Annotated in this window: 12 protein-coding genes; 5 read left to right on the plus strand and 7 right to left on the minus strand. The window is 65.0% G+C overall.

From position 1 onward, the window contains the following. Positions 1 to 49: 49 nt before the first annotated feature. On the minus strand, positions 50 to 550 hold the full coding sequence (locus tag V7778_RS11375; RefSeq protein WP_335555240.1) for a hypothetical protein: 501 nt from the start codon (positions 548 to 550) through the stop codon (positions 50 to 52). 555 nt (positions 551 to 1,105) lie between these two features. On the opposite strand from V7778_RS11375, the gene V7778_RS11380 reads away from it, so the two are divergent. Both V7778_RS11380 and V7778_RS11385 read left to right on the plus strand, forming a co-directional pair. After that, positions 1,106 to 1,486, plus strand: a complete 381-nt coding sequence (locus V7778_RS11380) for a hypothetical protein (RefSeq protein WP_335555242.1) — start codon at positions 1,106 to 1,108, stop codon at positions 1,484 to 1,486. Between the two features lie 204 nt (positions 1,487 to 1,690). Then, the gene (locus V7778_RS11385; protein WP_335555243.1) at positions 1,691 to 4,291 is read left to right on the plus strand and encodes a bifunctional diguanylate cyclase/phosphodiesterase; all 2,601 of its coding nucleotides are present in this window, start codon (positions 1,691 to 1,693) and stop codon (positions 4,289 to 4,291) included. 129 nt (positions 4,292 to 4,420) lie between these two features. Here the strand turns inward: V7778_RS11385 and V7778_RS11390 are convergent, their stop codons facing one another. Together V7778_RS11390 and queC are read right to left on the minus strand one after the other, a co-directional pair. After that, positions 4,421 to 5,164, minus strand: coding sequence for a metallophosphoesterase family protein (locus V7778_RS11390; protein ID WP_335555245.1), 744 nt, complete (start codon positions 5,162 to 5,164; stop codon positions 4,421 to 4,423). Positions 5,165 to 5,178: 14 nt separating this feature from the next. Beyond that, positions 5,179 to 5,895, minus strand: coding sequence for a 7-cyano-7-deazaguanine synthase QueC (gene queC, locus V7778_RS11395; protein WP_335555247.1), 717 nt, complete (start codon positions 5,893 to 5,895; stop codon positions 5,179 to 5,181). Positions 5,896 to 6,116: 221 nt separating this feature from the next. On the opposite strand from queC, the gene V7778_RS11400 reads away from it, so the two are divergent. Beyond that, positions 6,117 to 7,919 carry an autotransporter assembly complex protein TamA gene (locus V7778_RS11400; protein ID WP_335555249.1) on the plus strand — a complete coding sequence of 601 codons (1,803 nt, stop codon included), beginning with the start codon at positions 6,117 to 6,119 and terminating at the stop codon, positions 7,917 to 7,919. Next, positions 7,919 to 12,385 (plus strand): translocation/assembly module TamB domain-containing protein, encoded by a 4,467-nt coding sequence (locus V7778_RS11405; RefSeq protein WP_335555251.1) that lies wholly within the window; start codon positions 7,919 to 7,921, stop codon positions 12,383 to 12,385. Before V7778_RS11400 ends, V7778_RS11405 begins: the two co-directional genes overlap by 1 nt. Here the strand turns inward: V7778_RS11405 and V7778_RS11410 are convergent. Then, positions 12,382 to 12,549, minus strand: a complete 168-nt coding sequence (locus V7778_RS11410; RefSeq protein ID WP_335555253.1) for a hypothetical protein — start codon at positions 12,547 to 12,549, stop codon at positions 12,382 to 12,384. The two genes, V7778_RS11405 and V7778_RS11410, sit on opposite strands and share 4 nt — an antisense overlap. Before the next feature lie 120 nt (positions 12,550 to 12,669). Here V7778_RS11410 and V7778_RS11415 point away from each other — a divergent pair, with 120 nt between their 5' ends. Beyond that, positions 12,670 to 13,188, plus strand: coding sequence for a hypothetical protein (locus V7778_RS11415; protein WP_335555255.1), 519 nt, complete (start codon positions 12,670 to 12,672; stop codon positions 13,186 to 13,188). Between the two features lie 114 nt (positions 13,189 to 13,302). Here V7778_RS11415 and V7778_RS11420 read toward each other — a convergent pair whose 3' ends face one another. The 3 genes from V7778_RS11420 to V7778_RS11430 form a co-directional block, all read right to left on the minus strand. Next, positions 13,303 to 13,569: a PAAR domain-containing protein gene (locus V7778_RS11420; RefSeq protein ID WP_335555350.1), complete on the minus strand. Its 267-nt coding sequence runs from the start codon at positions 13,567 to 13,569 to the stop codon at positions 13,303 to 13,305. An 82-nt stretch (positions 13,570 to 13,651) separates the two neighbouring features. After that, entirely contained in the window at positions 13,652 to 15,094 is a 1,443-nt protein-coding gene (locus V7778_RS11425) for a T6SS immunity protein Tli4 family protein (RefSeq protein WP_335555257.1), read from the minus strand. Then, positions 15,091 to 16,764 carry an esterase/lipase family protein gene (locus V7778_RS11430; RefSeq protein WP_335555259.1) on the minus strand — a complete coding sequence of 558 codons (1,674 nt, stop codon included), beginning with the start codon at positions 16,762 to 16,764 and terminating at the stop codon, positions 15,091 to 15,093. The genes V7778_RS11425 and V7778_RS11430 overlap by 4 nt, the downstream gene beginning before the upstream one ends. Positions 16,765 to 16,770: the final 6 nt, after the last annotated feature.

Consider the following 16,770-nt stretch of genomic DNA (forward strand, 5'->3'; position numbering starts at 1 on the left):
GGCGGCCCCGGATGTGGCTTATTGCAGACTCTTATTACGCTCGAGGAGTTCAGGCGCGCGGGGCGCGGAAGCCGCCCTCGACCCAGGCCTCGGCCGACGCCGGGGTCAGCTTGAAACTGGCGGGCACGCGCACCTTCGCCACCTGCTCGCCCATCTCGTCGGTCGCGGCCAGCATGCCATAGGGGTCGTCGTCGTCCGGCACGATGTCCAAGGTCACCTTGAGCTCGCCCTGTCCGGTCGAGACCACTGTGCTCTTGTGCAAGATCGCGTGCAGGTGCTGCTCGTGGCGACGGATGACTTCCGAAGCCGTCTTGATCAGGGTATTGAAAGCGTTGACGTCGAGCGGCTTGGGATTCTTCTTGTCGCGTCCCATGGTCCAGGGACCGACCAGGGCCGGTTCCGGTTCGCCGTCCTTGTACATCGCCACGGCCCAGCCTTCGTCGTCTTCGTTCTTGATGACACGCGCCGTCCAGCCATTGCCCTGCCACAGGCGGGCTTCCTGGACGGGGCCGCCGTCTTCGGCGTCGTGATCGTGGATGTCGTCGTTCATTTGTCGGTTTCCTTCGGTGGGCCGCGGCCCAAAGCCGAGATCATAGAGGAAACCGGCGAAGCCCGCTTCGTGCGGGCCGACCGGCGCGCGCCGCGGTTAGCGGGCGACGCGCGGGCAGCGCCAGTCCGGCCCACGTGGCGGGCGTACAGGCGGGCCGGGCGGCACCGGCCGCGGGTCGATGGCCGGCGACGGGGTGTGCCGATTGAAGGGGTTGATGATGATCGGCGGTATGGTAGGCGGCGCCGATGGCGGGCCTTTGGGGCCGCTGTTGGCCAGTACCGGAAGCGGTTCAGCCAGGTGGTCCCGGATTCCATGAAACACAGCTTGCATAGGATCCCCCTGTCACAGAGCAGGCTGTCAGTATAGGAAACAATCTGGGCATTGCAAGGAAAAATCCGGCCTGCCCGTGGGCAAAACCGCCTGTCGCGTGCGCCGGCCGTTTGGCCCGCAAATTGTGCGTTTTGTCGCATTCCGATGGCCCGTCCCGGCGCGCGCGCCTACATTGGCACCATGCAAAGCGATAACGCGATGACCAACAACCTGAAGAGGACCGCCATGAAAAAGTACGCCCCCTACCTGCTGATCGCCCTGTTTGCCCTGCTGCTCTGGGACATGCTTGACGCCGGCATGCACCTGAACATCGACGGCGAGGAATTCGACGGTCCCTTCGGCGCCCTGCTCGGCATGATGCTGGCGGGCGGCGGCGCCCTGCTCGGCCTGCTGGTCACGCTGGTGGTCGGCGTGGTGCTGGCGGTGGTCTTCGCCGGCGTCGGCGTGATCCTGCTCGGCGCCCTCGGCCTCGGCGCGGTGTCGCTGGCGGTGCTGGTCTCGCCGCTGCTGCTGCCCCTGCTGCTGCCGCTGGCCCTGGTCTGGTACCTGGTGAGCCGCTCGCGCAAGGCGCGCCTGTCCAAACCAGTCGCCCCCGCAGCCGCTTGACTACTGGTTCACTCCTCCTTCATGGCCGGGTTGATCCCGGCCTTTTTCTTGCGTGCAAAAAATGATGCATCTGCGCGGCCGTGCCCACATGCAGCAAGGTAGAATCGGGACACTGGTCGACCGACCCTCTTGCGCAGACAAGGCATGCAAAAAACGGATCACCCAGCTCCACCGACAACCCGCCCCTATCCGCTTGCCCGGCTGATGATCATCACGGCCGGCCTGATTGCCGCCCTGGGCATGGTGACAGCGTCGATGCTGTACGCCAGCTATGACGACACCGTTCGCGAACAAAAGACCAACCTGCGCAACATCGCGGTGATTTTCGCCGCCCAGACCACGAGCGTCGCCCAGGCCGTCGATGGCGCGCTGCAACGCGCCGCCAGCGCCATGCGCCGCGATCCGGCCGCGCTCGAGCGCCTGCTGGCCGAAGAAAGCGCTGGCCCGGCCCACACCTATCTGCTCCGCATCGCCGCCTTCGATGCGAACGGCAAGCTGCTGGCCGATGCCCGCGCCGACGACGCCGTCGCCCTGGCATTGCCCGCGTCCACGGCGGCTCCGGGCAGCCCGAATCCTCAGATCGCCATCGCCACCGTGGAGCGCGGCAACGGGCGCGGCGTGATCACCTTCACGCGCCAGGTCACGGACAAGGCCATGCGGCGCGTCGGCAGCGTCGTGGCGCAAGTGGACTCGGCCCACTTCGACAAGATCTACCAGTTGATCGACCTCGGTCCCGGCGGCTCGGTGACGCTGTTCCACCGCGACGGCACCATGCTGATCCGGGGGCCCTCCTACCCGCAAGGCATCGGCCGCTCCTTCCTCGACACACCCTTGTTCAGCACCTACCTGCCGCGTGCGCCGCGCGGCAGCATCGAAGCCGCCAGCCCGCTCGACGGCATCGCACGCCTATACGGCTACGATACGGTGGAAGGCTTTCCGCTGGTGATCATCACGGGCCTGAACCGGGACGCCGCGCTGGACGCCTGGTACGACACGCTGTGGACGGCGCTGGCCTTCTACCTGCTCCTGTCGGCGGTGCTGTCGCTGCTGGCCTGGCGCGTGGGACGCGATTCGCGCCGCCAGTTCCGCCTGATCGAGCTGCTCTCGGCCAGCGAAGCGCGGCTGGCGCGGCGCTTCGACTATCTGTCGTCCCTGATCAACGCGGTCGGCGCGCCGATCTGGGTGCTGGACCGCGCGCGCCGCATCGTGCTGGCCAATGAGGCCTTTGGCCGCCTGGTCGGCAAGACGCCCGAGGAACTGATGGACCAGGACGAGCGCGGCGTGCTGGGCCAACAGGGCGAGGAACGCGAACGGCGCTACGCGGCCGTGCTGAAAGGGGGGCGCAGCGTGGAATCGATCGGCGCCATGCGCGACGGCGGCGGCGAGGCGCGCACCGTCATCGAACTGACCAGCCGCCTCACCGGCGAGGGCGGCGACCCGCAGCTGGTGACGGTCCTGACCGACATCACCGAGCGCGAACGGGCAGAGGCGCGCCTGGCCTACCTGGCCGAATTCGACGCGCTCACCGGCTTGCCGAACCAGAACCAGTTCTGGCGCCTGCTGGAAGCGCGCCTGGCCGGGGCGGCGGCGGGCGAACGCAACCTGGCGACCATGGTGCTGGTTTTCCAGCGCATGCACGAAGTCGTCGACCTGCTCGGGCGCGACGCCGCCGATCGCGCCCTGCGCCACATCGGCGACCAGCTGCGCGCGGCCGGCGGCGACGAGGAAGCCGGCGCAAGTCCAGGGGTCGTGGCGCGTATCCGCGGCGCCGAATTCGCCTTCCTGCTCGACGCCGCCAACCGCGGCGCGATCGAGCGCTTCGCCATGCAGGTGCACGACATGCTGTCGGGACCACTCGCCATCGACGGCCGCGACTTCTACCTGGAGCCGGTGCTGGGCGTGGCGATGTTCCCCCAGGACGGACGCAGCGCCGACGAACTGTACCGCGCGGCGCAGAACGCCTGCAGCGGCCACGGCATCGAGGTCGGCGAGGCGGTCCACTTCTTCTCGTCCAGCATGCACGCCAGCCTGGACCAGCGCCTGACCGTCGAAGCCCACCTGCGGCGCGCGCTGGAAAGGCGCGAACTGCGCCTGGTGTTCCAGCCCAAGGTCACCATCGACGGCGAACAGGTGGTCGGCTTCGAAGCCCTGATGCGCTGGACCAGCCCCGAGCTGGGCGAGGTCTCGCCGGTCCAGTTCATCCCGATCGCCGAGCGCACCGGCCTGATCATCCCGATGGGCGCCTGGGCGCTCGAGGAAACCTGCCGCCTGATGCGCGACTGGCGCGAGCAGCTGGGACGGCCGGTGCGGGTGGCGGTCAACCTGTCGCCGCGCCAGTTCTATCAGAAAGACCTGCTCGACACCGTGCGCGGCTGCCTGGCGCGCCACGGCATCGGGAGCGGCTGCCTGGAACTGGAGATCACCGAGACCGCTCTCATGAGCCGCGAAGACGAAGTCGACGCGCTGATGCACGAGATCCGCGCGCTCGGGGTCGAGCTGTCGATCGACGATTTCGGCACCGGTTATTCGAGCCTGGCTTACCTGAAGCGCTTCCCGGTGGCGCGCCTGAAGGTGGACCGCGCCTTCGTGCGCGACCTCGACCGCGACGGCGACAGCGCCGCCATCGCCCTGTCGATCATCAACCTGGCGCGCGGGCTCAAGCTCAAGGTGGTGGCCGAAGGGGTGGAGACGCCGGAACAGCTGGCAATCCTGCGCGAGATGGATTGCGACGAATTCCAGGGCTTCCTGTTCAGTCCTCCGGTGGAGCAGGAGGCGGTGCCGGGGCTGGTGCGGCGCTACTGCTGATTCGCCCACTGTAGGGTTGGCGGCTTCGCCGCCGACGCGTTCAACTTGCGTCCGCCCGTTCGTGCGCGAAAACGGAGCCGCTAACCACCGCCGCGTCGGCGGCAGAGCCGCCAACCCTACGAGGGTAGGTCAAATCCCCTCGATCAGCCGCATCGCGAACACCAGCGGCAGCCCCGCCGCGATCACCTTACGCGCCGCCGCGCCGTGGTCGTAGGCCACGCGGTAAAAACATAGCTCGCGCGTGGCGTCGTCGAACAGCGCATAGCAGGCCGCATTGTCCGCGTCGCGCGGCTGCCCCGCCGCGCCGACGATCGCCAGGTAGCGGTGGCGCGGATCCAGCACGATGGAGCTGCCCGCGGCCGGCAGGTGGCTGCCCATGCGGCCATCGTCGGCGCGCCGGTACAGCGCCGGAACGTGCACGTGGCCCGAGAACACCAGGCGGCTGGCCGTCGCCCCCAAGCTGCGCGCGGCCTGCTCCGGGCCGGTCACGTACTCCCATTTCTCCGGACGCCAGGCGCTGGCGTGCACCAGCAGCGCGTCGCCATACTGCTGCATGAGCGGCAGCCGCGCCAGGAAGTCCTTTTGTTCAGGAGAGAGCTGGGCGCGCGTCCATTCGAGCGCCTGCAGCGCTTCCAGCTGCATGCCGGGACGTTCGGCGTGGGTCGCGGCGTAGTCGTGGTTGCCCTGCACCGCCAGCGCGCCGCGCGCCACATGCTCCATCACGGTGTCGACCACCCAGCCGGGATCGCCCCCGTAGCCCACCAGGTCGCCCAGGAAGGCATATTGGTCGGCGCGCTGGCGTCCGGCATGCGCCAGGCAAGCCTCGAGCGCCTCGCGGTTTGCGTGCAGGTCGGTGAGGATGGCCAGGCGCACGAGGGCCTCCGGTGTCAGCCTTCTTTGCTTGCCTTGTACTGGGCGTAGCCGCGCGCGCGCAGCGCGCAGGCCGGGCAGGCGCCGCAGCCATGGCCCCAGTCGTGGGCGGCGCCGCGCTCGCCCAGGTAGCAGGTGTGGGTGTCGAAGCGGACCAGGTCCACCAGGGCCTCGCCGCCTTCCTGCTCGGCCAGCTCCCAGGTCTGGGCCTTGTCGATCCACATCAGCGGCGTCTCGACCTTCAGGCGCGTGGCCATGCCCAGGTTCAGGGCCACCTGCATCGCCTTCATGGTGTCGTCGCGGCAGTCCGGATAGCCCGAGAAATCGGTCTCGCACATGCCGCCCACCAGCACGTTCAGGCCGCGGCGGTAGGCGACGGTGGCGGCCACCGTCATGAACAGCAGGTTCCGGCCCGGCACGAAGGTATTCGGCAGGCCGTTCTCCTGCATCGCGATCTCCACGTTGCTGGTCAGGGCCGTGTCCGAGATCTTGCCGATCAGCGCCAGGTCGATCATGTGGTCCTCGCCCAGGCGCGCATCCCATTCCGGGTCCAGCGCGCGCAACTTGGCCAGCAGGGTCGGACGCACTTCGAGCTCGATCGCGTGGCGCTGGCCATAGTCGAAGCCGATCGTCTCCACGCGGGCATAGCGTTGCAGGGCCCAGGCGAGGCAGGTGGTGGAGTCCTGGCCGCCGCTGAACAGGACGAGTGCGGTGTCTTGGGATGGCGTGTTCATGGTCTGGAAAGAGATGGTGCCCGAGCGGGCGCGGAAAACCACGGATTCTGGCACAAATCCGGCGCACCGTGTGCCGACGCACGGTCGCGCCCCACCCCGCACTCTACAGTTAACTGTTCGCCATCGATTTTGACTATCTATTAAGATGCCGAAAGAATTCTCACTGGAGTCGTATGTTTCCTGAAAGATCGATCACCCGTCCCTGCCCCGTGCCACGCCTCATGCTTGGCATTGGCGCCCTGTTGTTCGTCTCGGCAGCGGCGGCGCAGGGAGATACCCAGGGGGTCGACTACACGGTGCGCATCGATGCGCCGCGCCGGCTCGAGGAACTGCTGGAAGATAACCTCGACCTGATGCGCTGGCGCGGCAACTCCCGCGTCGACCTGGAGCAGCTGCAGCGCCTGGTCAAGGAAGCGCCTGAACAGGTCAAGACCCTGGTCGCCACGGAAGGCTATTACTCGCCCACCGTCTCGGCCGGTCTCGACACCAGCGGCAGCCGCCCGGTGGCGCGCGTGATCGTCGACCCGGGCCAGCCGGTGCTGGTCGGCGACGTCGACCTGGTACTGCGCGGCTTCGTCCCCTTCGACAAGGGCGCCGCGCCTTTCGACGCCAACGCCCTGCGCCAGCGCTGGAGCCTGCCGGTCGGCGCCCGCTTCGTCCAGGGCGACTGGGAAGCCGCCAAGCGCGCCCTGCTGCGCGACGTGGCCCAGACCCGCTTCCCGCGCGCCCAGCTGGTCGAGACCAGCGCCACGGTCGACCCGGACGAACACCGCGCCCTGCTGCGCGTCGTGATCGACAGCGGCCCCGAAATGCGCTTCGGCGAGCTGCGCATCCGCGGCCTCAAGCGCTATTCGCGCAACGTGATCACCAACCTGAACCAGATCAAGCCGGGCGACGAGTACAGCGAAGCCGCGCTCCAGGCCCTCCAGTCGCGCCTGCAGGACACCGGTTATTTCAGCAGCGTCGAAGTGAGCGCCGACATGCGCGCCGTGCTCAACGCCGAGCTGGAAGATTTGAAGGACGGCGACGAGGACGGCGCCTCCAGCCCGCAGACGCCGATCGGCCCCACCGTGCTGCCGGTGCTGGTGCGCGTGACCGAGAACAAGCGCAAGCACGTCGAGGTCGGCGTCGGCTTCTCGACCGACACAGGCGGGCGCGCCCAGCTCAGCTACGACGACCTGAACGTGCTGGGCAAGCGCATGAAGAGCGACATCCTGTACGAACAAAAGCGCCAGACCGCGCGCGTCGATTTCTATTGGCCGACCACGCCCAAGGGCTACAACGACAGCGTCGGCGCCGGCATCGAGCGCAACGACGTGCGCGGCGAGATCACCACCCTGGCCACGGTGGCCGCACGGCGCAGCTGGGGCACGCCGCTGCTGGAACGCAGCCTGACCCTGGAAGCGCTGACCGAGGAACGCGAAGTGCCGCCCGCGCCCTCGACCCGCACGCGCAGCCTGCCGCTCACCTACAGCATCACGCGGCGCAAGCTGGACAGCCTGATCCAGCCGACCAACGGCTATGTGCTGAGCGGCCAGCTGGGCGGCGCCCTGCTGCCGATCCTGACCGACGAAAAATTCCTGCGCCTCTACCTGCGCGGCCAGGCCTTCAAGCCGCTGGGCGAAACCGGTACCCTGGTGCTGCGCGGCGAATTCGGCGCGGTGGCGTCCAAGGAGAAACTGGGCGTACCCTCCACCTTCCTGTTCCGCGCCGGCGGCGACCAGTCGGTGCGCGGCTATGGCTACCGCGAGCTGGGCGTGCGCGAGAACGGCGCCATCGTCGGCGGCAAGTACCTGGCCACCGCTGGTGCCGAATACCAGTACTGGTTCCGTCCTCCCTGGGGAGTGGCCGTGTTCTACGACGTCGGCAACGCGGCCGACAAGGTGGGCGACCTGAATCCAAAGGCGGGCTACGGCGTCGGCGCGCGCTGGCGCAGCCCGGTCGGTCCGATCAACGTCGACCTGGCCTATGGGCACGCGGTGCGCAAGGCGCGCCTGCATTTCTCACTCGGGTTCACCTTCTGATGGATACCAAGGACACTCCTTCCGACAGCACGCCAGGCGCTTCAGGCCCGGCGCCGCGCAAGCGCAAGTGGCCGCGCCGCGTGGCGATCGGCGTCGCCGTCACCGGCGTGCTGGTCGGCGGCGCCCTGTGGTACCTGGGGCGCGAGACCACCCTGCAGATGATCGCCCAGCGCGTGGCCAAGGCCAGCGGCGGCAAGCTCACCATGACCGGCGTGTCGGGCTCGCTGTACGGCGCCATGCACATCGACCGCATCGTCTGGCGCACCGACGAGCGGCTGGTGGTGGCCGACAAGATCGACCTGCAATGGTCGCCGCGCCAGATCGTCTCCAGCGGGGTCCTGGTCGACAGCCTGCATGCGGCCAGCCTGCGCATGGAAACCCTGAAGGAAAGCGAGGAGCCCACCACCATGCCGGCCTCGCTCGCTCCGCCCTTCCCGATCGCCATCAACGACGCGCGCCTGGCGCGGGCGACGTTTGTCAGCAAGGGCGCCGAAACCCGCATCGACGACATCCGCCTCAAGCTCAAGGGCGACAAGCGGAGCTGGGTGCTGCGCGACGCCAGCGCCGCCACGCCCTGGGGCCTGGTGGCGGCCAATGCCAGCGTCGGTGCGCAACGGCCCTTCAAGCTCGATGGCGCCGGCAGTTTCACGCAATCCGCGGCGCAAGCCGAGGGTTTGCCAAATAAGAGAGCGGCCCAGCTGAAATTGAAAGTCGGCGGCGACCTGAACACCACCCTGGTGGACGCCAGCGGCCAGGCCGGACGCGCCGCCGGCGAAGGCCGGCTGGAGTTGTCGCCCTTCGCCCCCATTCCGCTGCGCGCCGTGCGCATCAACGCGCGCAATATCGACCCCGGCTTCTTCAATCCTTCCCTGCCGACCGCGGACCTGACCCTGGCCGTCAGCGGCAAGCTGGACGACAAGCGCAACATCAGCGGCCGGGTGGACCTCGTCAACGACGGCCCGGCCGGCACCATCGACCAGCAGCGCCTGCCGCTGCGCACCATGCGCGGCCAGCTGGGGGGCAGCCTGGACGCGCTCCAGGTCTCGGATGTGCTGCTCGACTTCGGCGCGGCAGGCCGCTTCACGGGCAAGGGCGGCGTCGAACGCGGCAAGGATGCGAAAGGCCTGGGTACCGCCCGCTTCGCCCTGCACACCGAGCGCTTCGACCTGAAAGGCATCCACGCCAGCATGAAGCCGACGGCGATCCGCGGCGACATCCAGCTCACCAACGAAGCCACGCGCCAGACCCTGGAAGCGAACCTGCTGGACAAGGGCATGCGCCTGGCCGCCCTGGCCACCCTGGAGAACAATGTGCTGACCCTGCGCGAAGCGCGCCTGTCGGCCGGCGCGGGAAGCGTCAACGCCAGCGGCAGCATGAAGCTCACCGGCGACAAGGCCTTCAAGGGCGTCGTGAGCACCAGCCGCTTCGATCCATCCTCCCTGGGCGATTATCCGGAAGCCGACATCAACGCCAGCGTCAACGCGGCCGGCGCGCTGGCGCCCGCCTGGCGCGTGGACGCCGATTTCGCCGTGCGCCGCAGCCGCCTGCTCGGCCAGGCGCTGAGCGGCAGCGGCAAGCTGCATGCCAACGCCAGGCGCATCAGCGGCATCGACGCCGACCTGGCCCTGGGCCGCAACACGGTCGCCCTGGACGGCGCCTTCGGCGGCGCGGGCGACAAGCTGCAATGGCGCGTGGACGGACGCGACCTGGCCGCCGTACGCGCCGACCTGTACGGCGCGGTGACGGCTAGCGGCGTGGCTACCGGCACCATGGCGGCCCCGCGCACCAGCTTCGACCTCGACGCCCAAGGCCTGGGCTGGGCGCCGAAGCAGCGCCAGGGCAATGCGGGCCGCCTGCGCGCCAGCGGCGACGCCTGGCTCGCCGGGCCCGCAGTTGGCACGACTAGCGCCAAGGCCCTCGAGATCAAGGCCAGCGGCACGGCCCAGCGCTTCAACCCGGCCGCGTTCGGTTCGCCCCTGGCCGGCGACATCAATGCCAGTTTTGATGCCAGTGGCCGCGCCGGCAAGGACTGGCGCGGCGCGCTCGACCTGCGGGTACGGGATTCGACCCTGTCGAAGTCGCCCTTCTGGGGCCATGCCAAACTGGCGGCCGACCGGCGCCATGTGTCGAATGCCGACATCGACCTGCATGTGGGGCCCAACATCGTGAACGCGCGCGGCAGTTTCGGCGCAGGCAGCGACCGCCTGGACTGGCGCATCGACGCGCCTCAGCTGGCGGCCCTCGGTCCCGACTACGGCGGCGCGCTGCGCGGCGCCGGCACCCTGTCCGGCACCATGGACACGCCGTCCCTGAGCGCCTCGCTCGACGGCCAGAACCTGAAGCTGCTCGGCACGCACACGCTGCGCTCGCTGCGCGCCAGCGCCAACCTGGGCGCCGGGCGCGGGGCGCGCGATCCCTTCGTGACCGACGTCCAGGTGCAGGACTACGCCAGCGGCGAGACCCGCGTGGCGAGCCTGCGCCTGCAATCGGAAGGCACGCGCGGCGCCCATATTTTGCGCCTGGCGGCGCGCGGCGAGGCCTTCGATGCGAATACCGAAGTGCGCGGCGGCCTGGCCGGCGACACCTGGAACGGCACTCTGGCCCAGCTGCAGAACCGCGGCCGCTACGCCATGAGCCTGGCCGCCCCGGTGCCGCTGCGCATCGCCGGCGCGCCGGGCTCCGGCATCCTGGGCCTGGCCACGCCGGAACGCATTGCCTTCAATGGCGCCGTGGTCAAGCTGCCCTCGGGCAGCGTCACAATCGACACCCTCGCCAAGAACGGCCCGCGCTGGACCAGCCGCGGCCACGCCGACAACGTGCCGCTGACCTGGCTGGCCCAGTTCTCGCCGGCGATACGCGACAACGCGCGCGGCGACCTGACCCTGGGCGCGCAGTGGGCGCTCGACCTGCGCGCCCCGGCGGTGGCCGGCGGCGCCCCTGCCCTGGACGGCAATGTACGCGTGTTCCGCGAGCGCGGCGACGCCATCCTGGGCGGAGATACGCCGGTCGCCCTGGGGCTGCGCCAGTTCGAGGCCAGCGCCAACGTAGTCGGCAGCAAGCTGCGGGTGCGCCTCGACCTCGACGGCGCCCGCACCGGCCGCGCCAACCTCGAAGCCAATGCCCAGCTGCTGCGCGGCCGCCTGGACCGCGACAGCCCGCTGCGCATGTCGGCCAATGCCGACATGGCCTCGATCGCCTGGCTGGCGCCGCTGGCGGGCCAGCCGGGGCTGGAGCTCGATGGCGCGCTGCGCCTGGCCCTCACGGGCGGCGGCACCATCGGCACTCCGAGCCTGAACGGCACCGTCAGCGGCGACAAGCTGGCCGTGCGCTGGGCCGAGCAAGGCGTGCGCCTGCAGAACGGCGAGCTGCGCGCCCAGCTCGCGGGCGACCGCCTGGAACTGCAGCGCCTGGCCTTCCAGGGCCGCCAGGGCAGCGCCTCGGCCGAAGGCTTCGTGCGCTTCTCGAGCGGGCTGGCGGGCGCCAACCTGCGCCTGACGGCCAACAAGCTGGAAGCCCTGTCGCGCCCCGACCGCACGGTGGTGATCAGCGGCCAGGCCGCGCTGGTGCGCGACGCCGACCGCTTCGAGCTCGAAGGCCGCTTCAAGACCGACCGCGCCCTGATCGAACTGGCGCCCCAGGGCCGCCCGACCATGTCGGACGACGTGATCGTCCTGGGACGCGGGGTCAAGACCGTGCCGTCCAATGAAGAGAAGGAGATGCCCCTGATGGTCGACCTGCGGCTCGACCTGGGCGACGAATTCCAACTGCGCGGCATGGGCATCGATGCGACCTTGGCCGGCAGCGCGCGGGTGCGCAAGACCGGCGCCCGCCCGCCGCGCGTCAACGGCACCATCCGCGCGACCGAAGGCACCTACGCCGCCTACGGACAGCGCCTGGCGATCGAGCGCGCCGTGATCACCTTCAGCGGCGCCTACGACAACCCGGCGCTCGACGTCCTCGCGGTGCGCAAGCGCCCGGAGGGCGAGCAGCTGTCCGAGACCAATGTGGAAGCCGGCGTGCAGGTGCGCGGCACCGCCCAGGCGCCGCAGGCGCGGCTGGTGTCGACCCCGAACGTGCCGGACAGCGAGAAGCTGTCCTGGCTGGTGCTGGGACATGGCATGGAAGGCACCAGCGGCAACGAGAAGGACGTGCTGGCGGCAGCGGCCGGCGCCCTGCTCGGCGGCAAGGGCGGCAGCGGCGGCATCACCTCGAAGCTCAAGAACTCGCTCAACGTGGACGAGCTGGGCCTGAAGCAGGCCAACGGCCAGGCGACGGGCCTGGAGGGAACGGTGGTCACGGTGGGCAAGCGCATCTCCTCGCGCGCCTACCTGAGCTTCGAGCAGGGCGCAACGACGGCCTCGAGCCTGGTGCGCCTGCGCTACAAGCTCAATCCGCGGATCACGCTGCAGTTCCAGACCGGCACCAACACCGCCCTGGACGTCCTGTACTCCTGGGCCTTTGATTAGTGCAACAAGCTGGGCTTGTGGTCAGGAATCGGCTCTTCGTTCGCGGGCGTGTGGTGGCCCGGCTGGTGGTGCGGATGGGGGGCGTCGAAAGGTTCGGGCGCCGGTTCTTCGATCGGCACCGGATCGGGTGCGCGGTGGGCTTGCACAGGAAAAACAGTGTACATGGCCGGGTTCTCCTAGGATCTGGCTGGAAGAACACCTTACCACGCCGGCTCGGCGCCCGGCGCTTGCCATGCCGGCCGGGGCTGTCGATTACAATGCCGCTTTCGACCTAAAATCGCCCCATGGAAATCACGATCACCACCCTGGCCCTGCTGGTCCTGACCCCGCTGCTGGTCTGGCGCATCTACCGCCGCATCGCCGCCCGGATGACGCGCCAGCGCTCGATCGTCTCGCGCCACTACACTGCCATCCTGGTGTTCGGCGGCATGATCCTGGTGCCGGCGGCCCAGCTGCTGGACAACCCCTACAACCTGGCGGCCCTGCTGGTGGGAACGGCGGGCGGCATCGGCTATGGTGTGTGGGGACTGAAGCTGTCGCGCTTCGAGGATACGCCGCAGGGCTACTACTTCACGCCGAACGCGCGCCTGGGGATCATCATGGCCATGATCCTGGTGGCGCGCATCCTGTACATCGGGGTCGAGATCTATTCGAACCAGGGCAAGGGCGTGGCGCCGGAGCGGCTGACGGATTCGCCGCTGACCATGCTGTGCGTGGGGCTCACTGCCGGCTACTTCGCTTGCTACTCCGCAGGCTTGCTGCGCTGGCGGCGGCGGATGCGGCAAGAGATCGATATGGTATGAGAAACCTGTTCCTTCCTGCCACATGGTACTTAGAATCAGCTCCCGTTTAGCTCCAGCAGCGCAATCTGGCAAGTAATGACCGCAGCTACGCACATCTACATCCGCAAAGAGGAATTATCCAGCACGGAAAATGGTTTGGCTAGCGATCAACTCTGCTCCACAGGTCGTCTTATGTCCTTCGTAGGCAACTGGAATGCCTTCGACGGTGTGATTAGAATTGCCTTCGGCAATCGTGCACCCTTCATGCCCTATTAATGGACACGAGCACAGATCTCCCACGCGGGCCACTGCAATGCCTTCGATCGTGTAATGTGTTGCTGAGATTTTTACGACTTTACCACCGTGGGAAGTTGGGTCTCCCAAGCGAATCACATTCGGCATAACAAGGCTCCATGGTAAGCATTTCCGTGGTACGCCGCCGGTCATTTCGTCCGGACGCGTTTTAGGATATGCACTGAAAGCACTAAGCTTGATCAAGGCCGGAATCTGCAATGCCAGGACCATCGCTTGATCCCGCGCCTTGCAGCCTGTTCTCACCAGCATGGAGGTTGCCTACCGGCTGTTCATGCCGAGTTTCTACCTGCTCTACCGGGATTGCTTCGTAAGCGACTAGCTTCCATGTAGTCCTGAGTCTGCGAACAGGCTGATCGCCGCGGAACTTTTGCCATAAACTCGACTCAGCGCGTACGGTGGCGTGAGACATTTGTTCGTCTTTCTTGAAGAACCTGCGCGGATCGCCTTCGACCTCACCCGATTCTACGCATTCCCAATAGCCAGTTTGAGGACACGGGCTACCTGTCGGGACGAGTTCCCCTAGCGGTACAGCGGCTACAGCGGCGGTGGGCGAGGTGGGTCTTATACGCAGACTGGACGAAATGCGATCCCACAATTGAAGAACAGCTTCGTCAGACAGACTGGAATTTCGGGGTTCGCCTGGTCTTCCGCGGCCGGTATGCAATTCGAGCGTGACCGAAGGTGCAAGCACATCGCGCATTTTACCGAGTCCAACCCACATGAACGAATGCGCACTGGTGCCGTTCAACTCCTTGATCTTGTCGCCGACCTCCTCACCTTCGATTCCGTTAAGCGTACGTTTCCCATATCGTAAAGACTTGAAATGAGATGCGTAGTCGCGCTTTATGTCATTTTTAGCCTCTCTTTCGAAGAGCGACTCTACCATATCGTCTACATTTATTGATGTGTCGAGCCTTATCACTATATCAGGATATCCTTCCAACGATACAAACATCGTTATCATTTCATTATCATCAGGCGTCAATGGATCATGAACTAAGCCGTTTTTGATACAGAATCCCGGCTTGCTCGGAATACCGTCGTTACTACGCGCTTCGAATTTTTTTGCAATATCAAGGACATTATCTTCATTTTGTGGAGAAGCCAAATCGTCCGCGAAGAATCTATAAAAATTTCCATTTTTTATTCCGAGACCTTCAACGGTGATTCCGTCTCCCTTCCCTTTTACCGGTTTCCCATACTCGATGAGTTCCAACGGTTTTGTACGAGCGAAATACAATAGTGTTGACTCGAAGTTTACAGCTTCCACAATCATCTTTTTCTCAAGCGATGGAGAACCATATTCATTTTTTTCTCCCCTAAGCTTCTTCTCGCGCTCCTCAATGTCCGACCTCAACCGTTCGTCGGAATATTCTGGTTCAACATTGATTGTTACACCCGCAATTTGCGGCGTGCCAAACCTGACTTTTGCATTTTCTGGCAGTTCGATCAAAAATCTTCCCACACATACTGTTTTCGTTTTCTGCATCATTGCTCTCACCTTTGCATTATCCCGATCAATACGCATTGCCGAGTGTCCCCAAGCTGACACAACAATCGCCATCACCAGCCCAATGACCACCCAATTCCTCACCGATCCTAATGGTTTCACGCGGCCTCCTGAGCCATCTTTACAATAAGGTGCTTAGTTAGTGCCAGCATTGGTCCATTTTTATAGCTGCTTTGGTGGTCATATCCGCGTGTGCCGAATAATCTTTTGATTTTTCCTTGTGGCCCGGCGCCTGAGTATTGAGATACGGTGCCGTCACCAGCAGTATCTTGTTCTGATGGCAAAAAGTGCATGGTGCCACCGGAGAAATTGTCATGGCTAGGCAATTCGACATTTCGTCCTCCGTTGAATGTATGCGATGACGGACGCGAGGCCGGCAAAATCTTCCTTATTCCTTCTGTTGCCGCCGCCTGATCAGTAGTTACCCAACAGAATTTTCCAAAAGATAATTGATCATTATCGACCCCATAATATGCGTAGGTGTTCGGATGATAATAAGAATCTAGCACTTTGGTGTGGAATTTTTCTGCTTGATTAATCGCCTTCGTAATTTCTACAACGACGCCACCACCCTTCTTCTTTTTGTATTTTTTAGCAGGGTCCGCAAGCGCCGGATTGATAAGCCGATACCAAGATTTTATATCCCGATATAAGTCGTAGGGATTTCCTGAGTGCAGGGGGATAAGATCGGAGATTTTTCCATCAATACCCTTCATCGACGCAAACAGCCACGGCGAAGGGTAAAGGTGATTGGGAAGCAGTTCTAAAGGACCACAAGCGGTTGCCATCGTTGGCGTCGTCTTTTCCGTCGTATCTCCGGCGATTTCGGAAAACTTCGCCATAGCGATATTCTCATCCCAACTCTTGCCAGGCGCAGAGCTTTCAGTGCCGCAGGCAATGCGCCGATAACATAAGGGGGCTCCTAGTGCTGGCATGACGCCGTGTACGATACCGACTATTTTTTCTGGAATCTGTTTAGCACATGCCCGTGCTACTAATCCGCCCATCGAGTGAGTGACCAAAATAACTTGTTTGCACTCGTACTTTCGCTCACTCCAAAAAGCGATGACGTCAAGCACCTTTTTCTTTAAACGTTCGGCAGACAGCTCATTAGATTGAACCCAGTTATAGCCACAGGCATAGACGGGATACTGGTATTCCGCGAATTTTTTTAGTTCCACTTCAGTCAGCGCCGGCATATCCGCGGCGCTCCATCTAGAACGGTCGTATCGCATTACCATATCCCAATGGTCATTGGGTGTTGTTTTCCCAAGATGCCGAGTACGGGTAAAGGTACTATTCAGATTGCGCTGGAGTTCACACAGCAGCCCCCCATAACTGTCCCAATGCACCTCGCCCCATCCCCATTGGCGCGCGCGCCGTTCGGGAATCCAGTTTAAATACCCTGGGATATCGATCAGTCCCTGGTCATCCACTTCCAGCGTGTCGCCATCGAGAATTTTCTGACGTTGTCTGGGGTCGCGGCCCTTCCACTCGGTCGCCTCTGCGAGTCCTGCCAAGATTCCGTTCGGCGGCCGCCATGCAGGATCACCGCGCTTGAGTTCCTCGTTTTGGGGAAGCCTCTCGTTTGTGTTGGCACGCAGATTTGAACCCATGATTCCTGGCACGACGATCACTGGAATCACCTTATTTGGTGGAACTGGAATTGCGCCACGCGTCTTCATCGCCTTTGGAGTCAGAACGCTCTTCGCAATCAGTTTGCCATCAGGGCCGATCTCAGGATCGGGCAACCTTCGAGTAGGTTCGGTCATCGATAT

Source organism: Massilia sp. DD77 (genome assembly GCF_036961685.1).
Taxonomy (GTDB): Bacteria; Pseudomonadota; Gammaproteobacteria; order Burkholderiales; family Burkholderiaceae_D; genus Telluria.

Excerpts from the sequence above, each read along its gene's own strand:
- V7778_RS11375 (WP_335555240.1), bottom strand. The coding sequence starts at position 550 with ATGAACGACGACATCCACGATCACGACGCCGAAGACGGCGGCCCCGTC.
- V7778_RS11380 (WP_335555242.1), top strand. The coding sequence starts at position 1,106 with ATGAAAAAGTACGCCCCCTACCTGCTGATCGCCCTGTTTGCCCTGCTG.
- V7778_RS11385 (WP_335555243.1), top strand. The coding sequence starts at position 1,691 with ATGATCATCACGGCCGGCCTGATTGCCGCCCTGGGCATGGTGACAGCG.
- queC (WP_335555247.1), bottom strand. The coding sequence starts at position 5,895 with ATGAACACGCCATCCCAAGACACCGCACTCGTCCTGTTCAGCGGCGGC.
- V7778_RS11400 (WP_335555249.1), top strand. The coding sequence starts at position 6,117 with ATGCTTGGCATTGGCGCCCTGTTGTTCGTCTCGGCAGCGGCGGCGCAG.
- V7778_RS11405 (WP_335555251.1), top strand. The coding sequence starts at position 7,919 with ATGGATACCAAGGACACTCCTTCCGACAGCACGCCAGGCGCTTCAGGC.
- V7778_RS11410 (WP_335555253.1), bottom strand. The coding sequence starts at position 12,549 with ATGTACACTGTTTTTCCTGTGCAAGCCCACCGCGCACCCGATCCGGTG.
- V7778_RS11415 (WP_335555255.1), top strand. The coding sequence starts at position 12,670 with ATGGAAATCACGATCACCACCCTGGCCCTGCTGGTCCTGACCCCGCTG.
- V7778_RS11420 (WP_335555350.1), bottom strand. The coding sequence starts at position 13,569 with ATGCCGAATGTGATTCGCTTGGGAGACCCAACTTCCCACGGTGGTAAA.
- V7778_RS11430 (WP_335555259.1), bottom strand. The coding sequence starts at position 16,764 with ATGACCGAACCTACTCGAAGGTTGCCCGATCCTGAGATCGGCCCTGAT.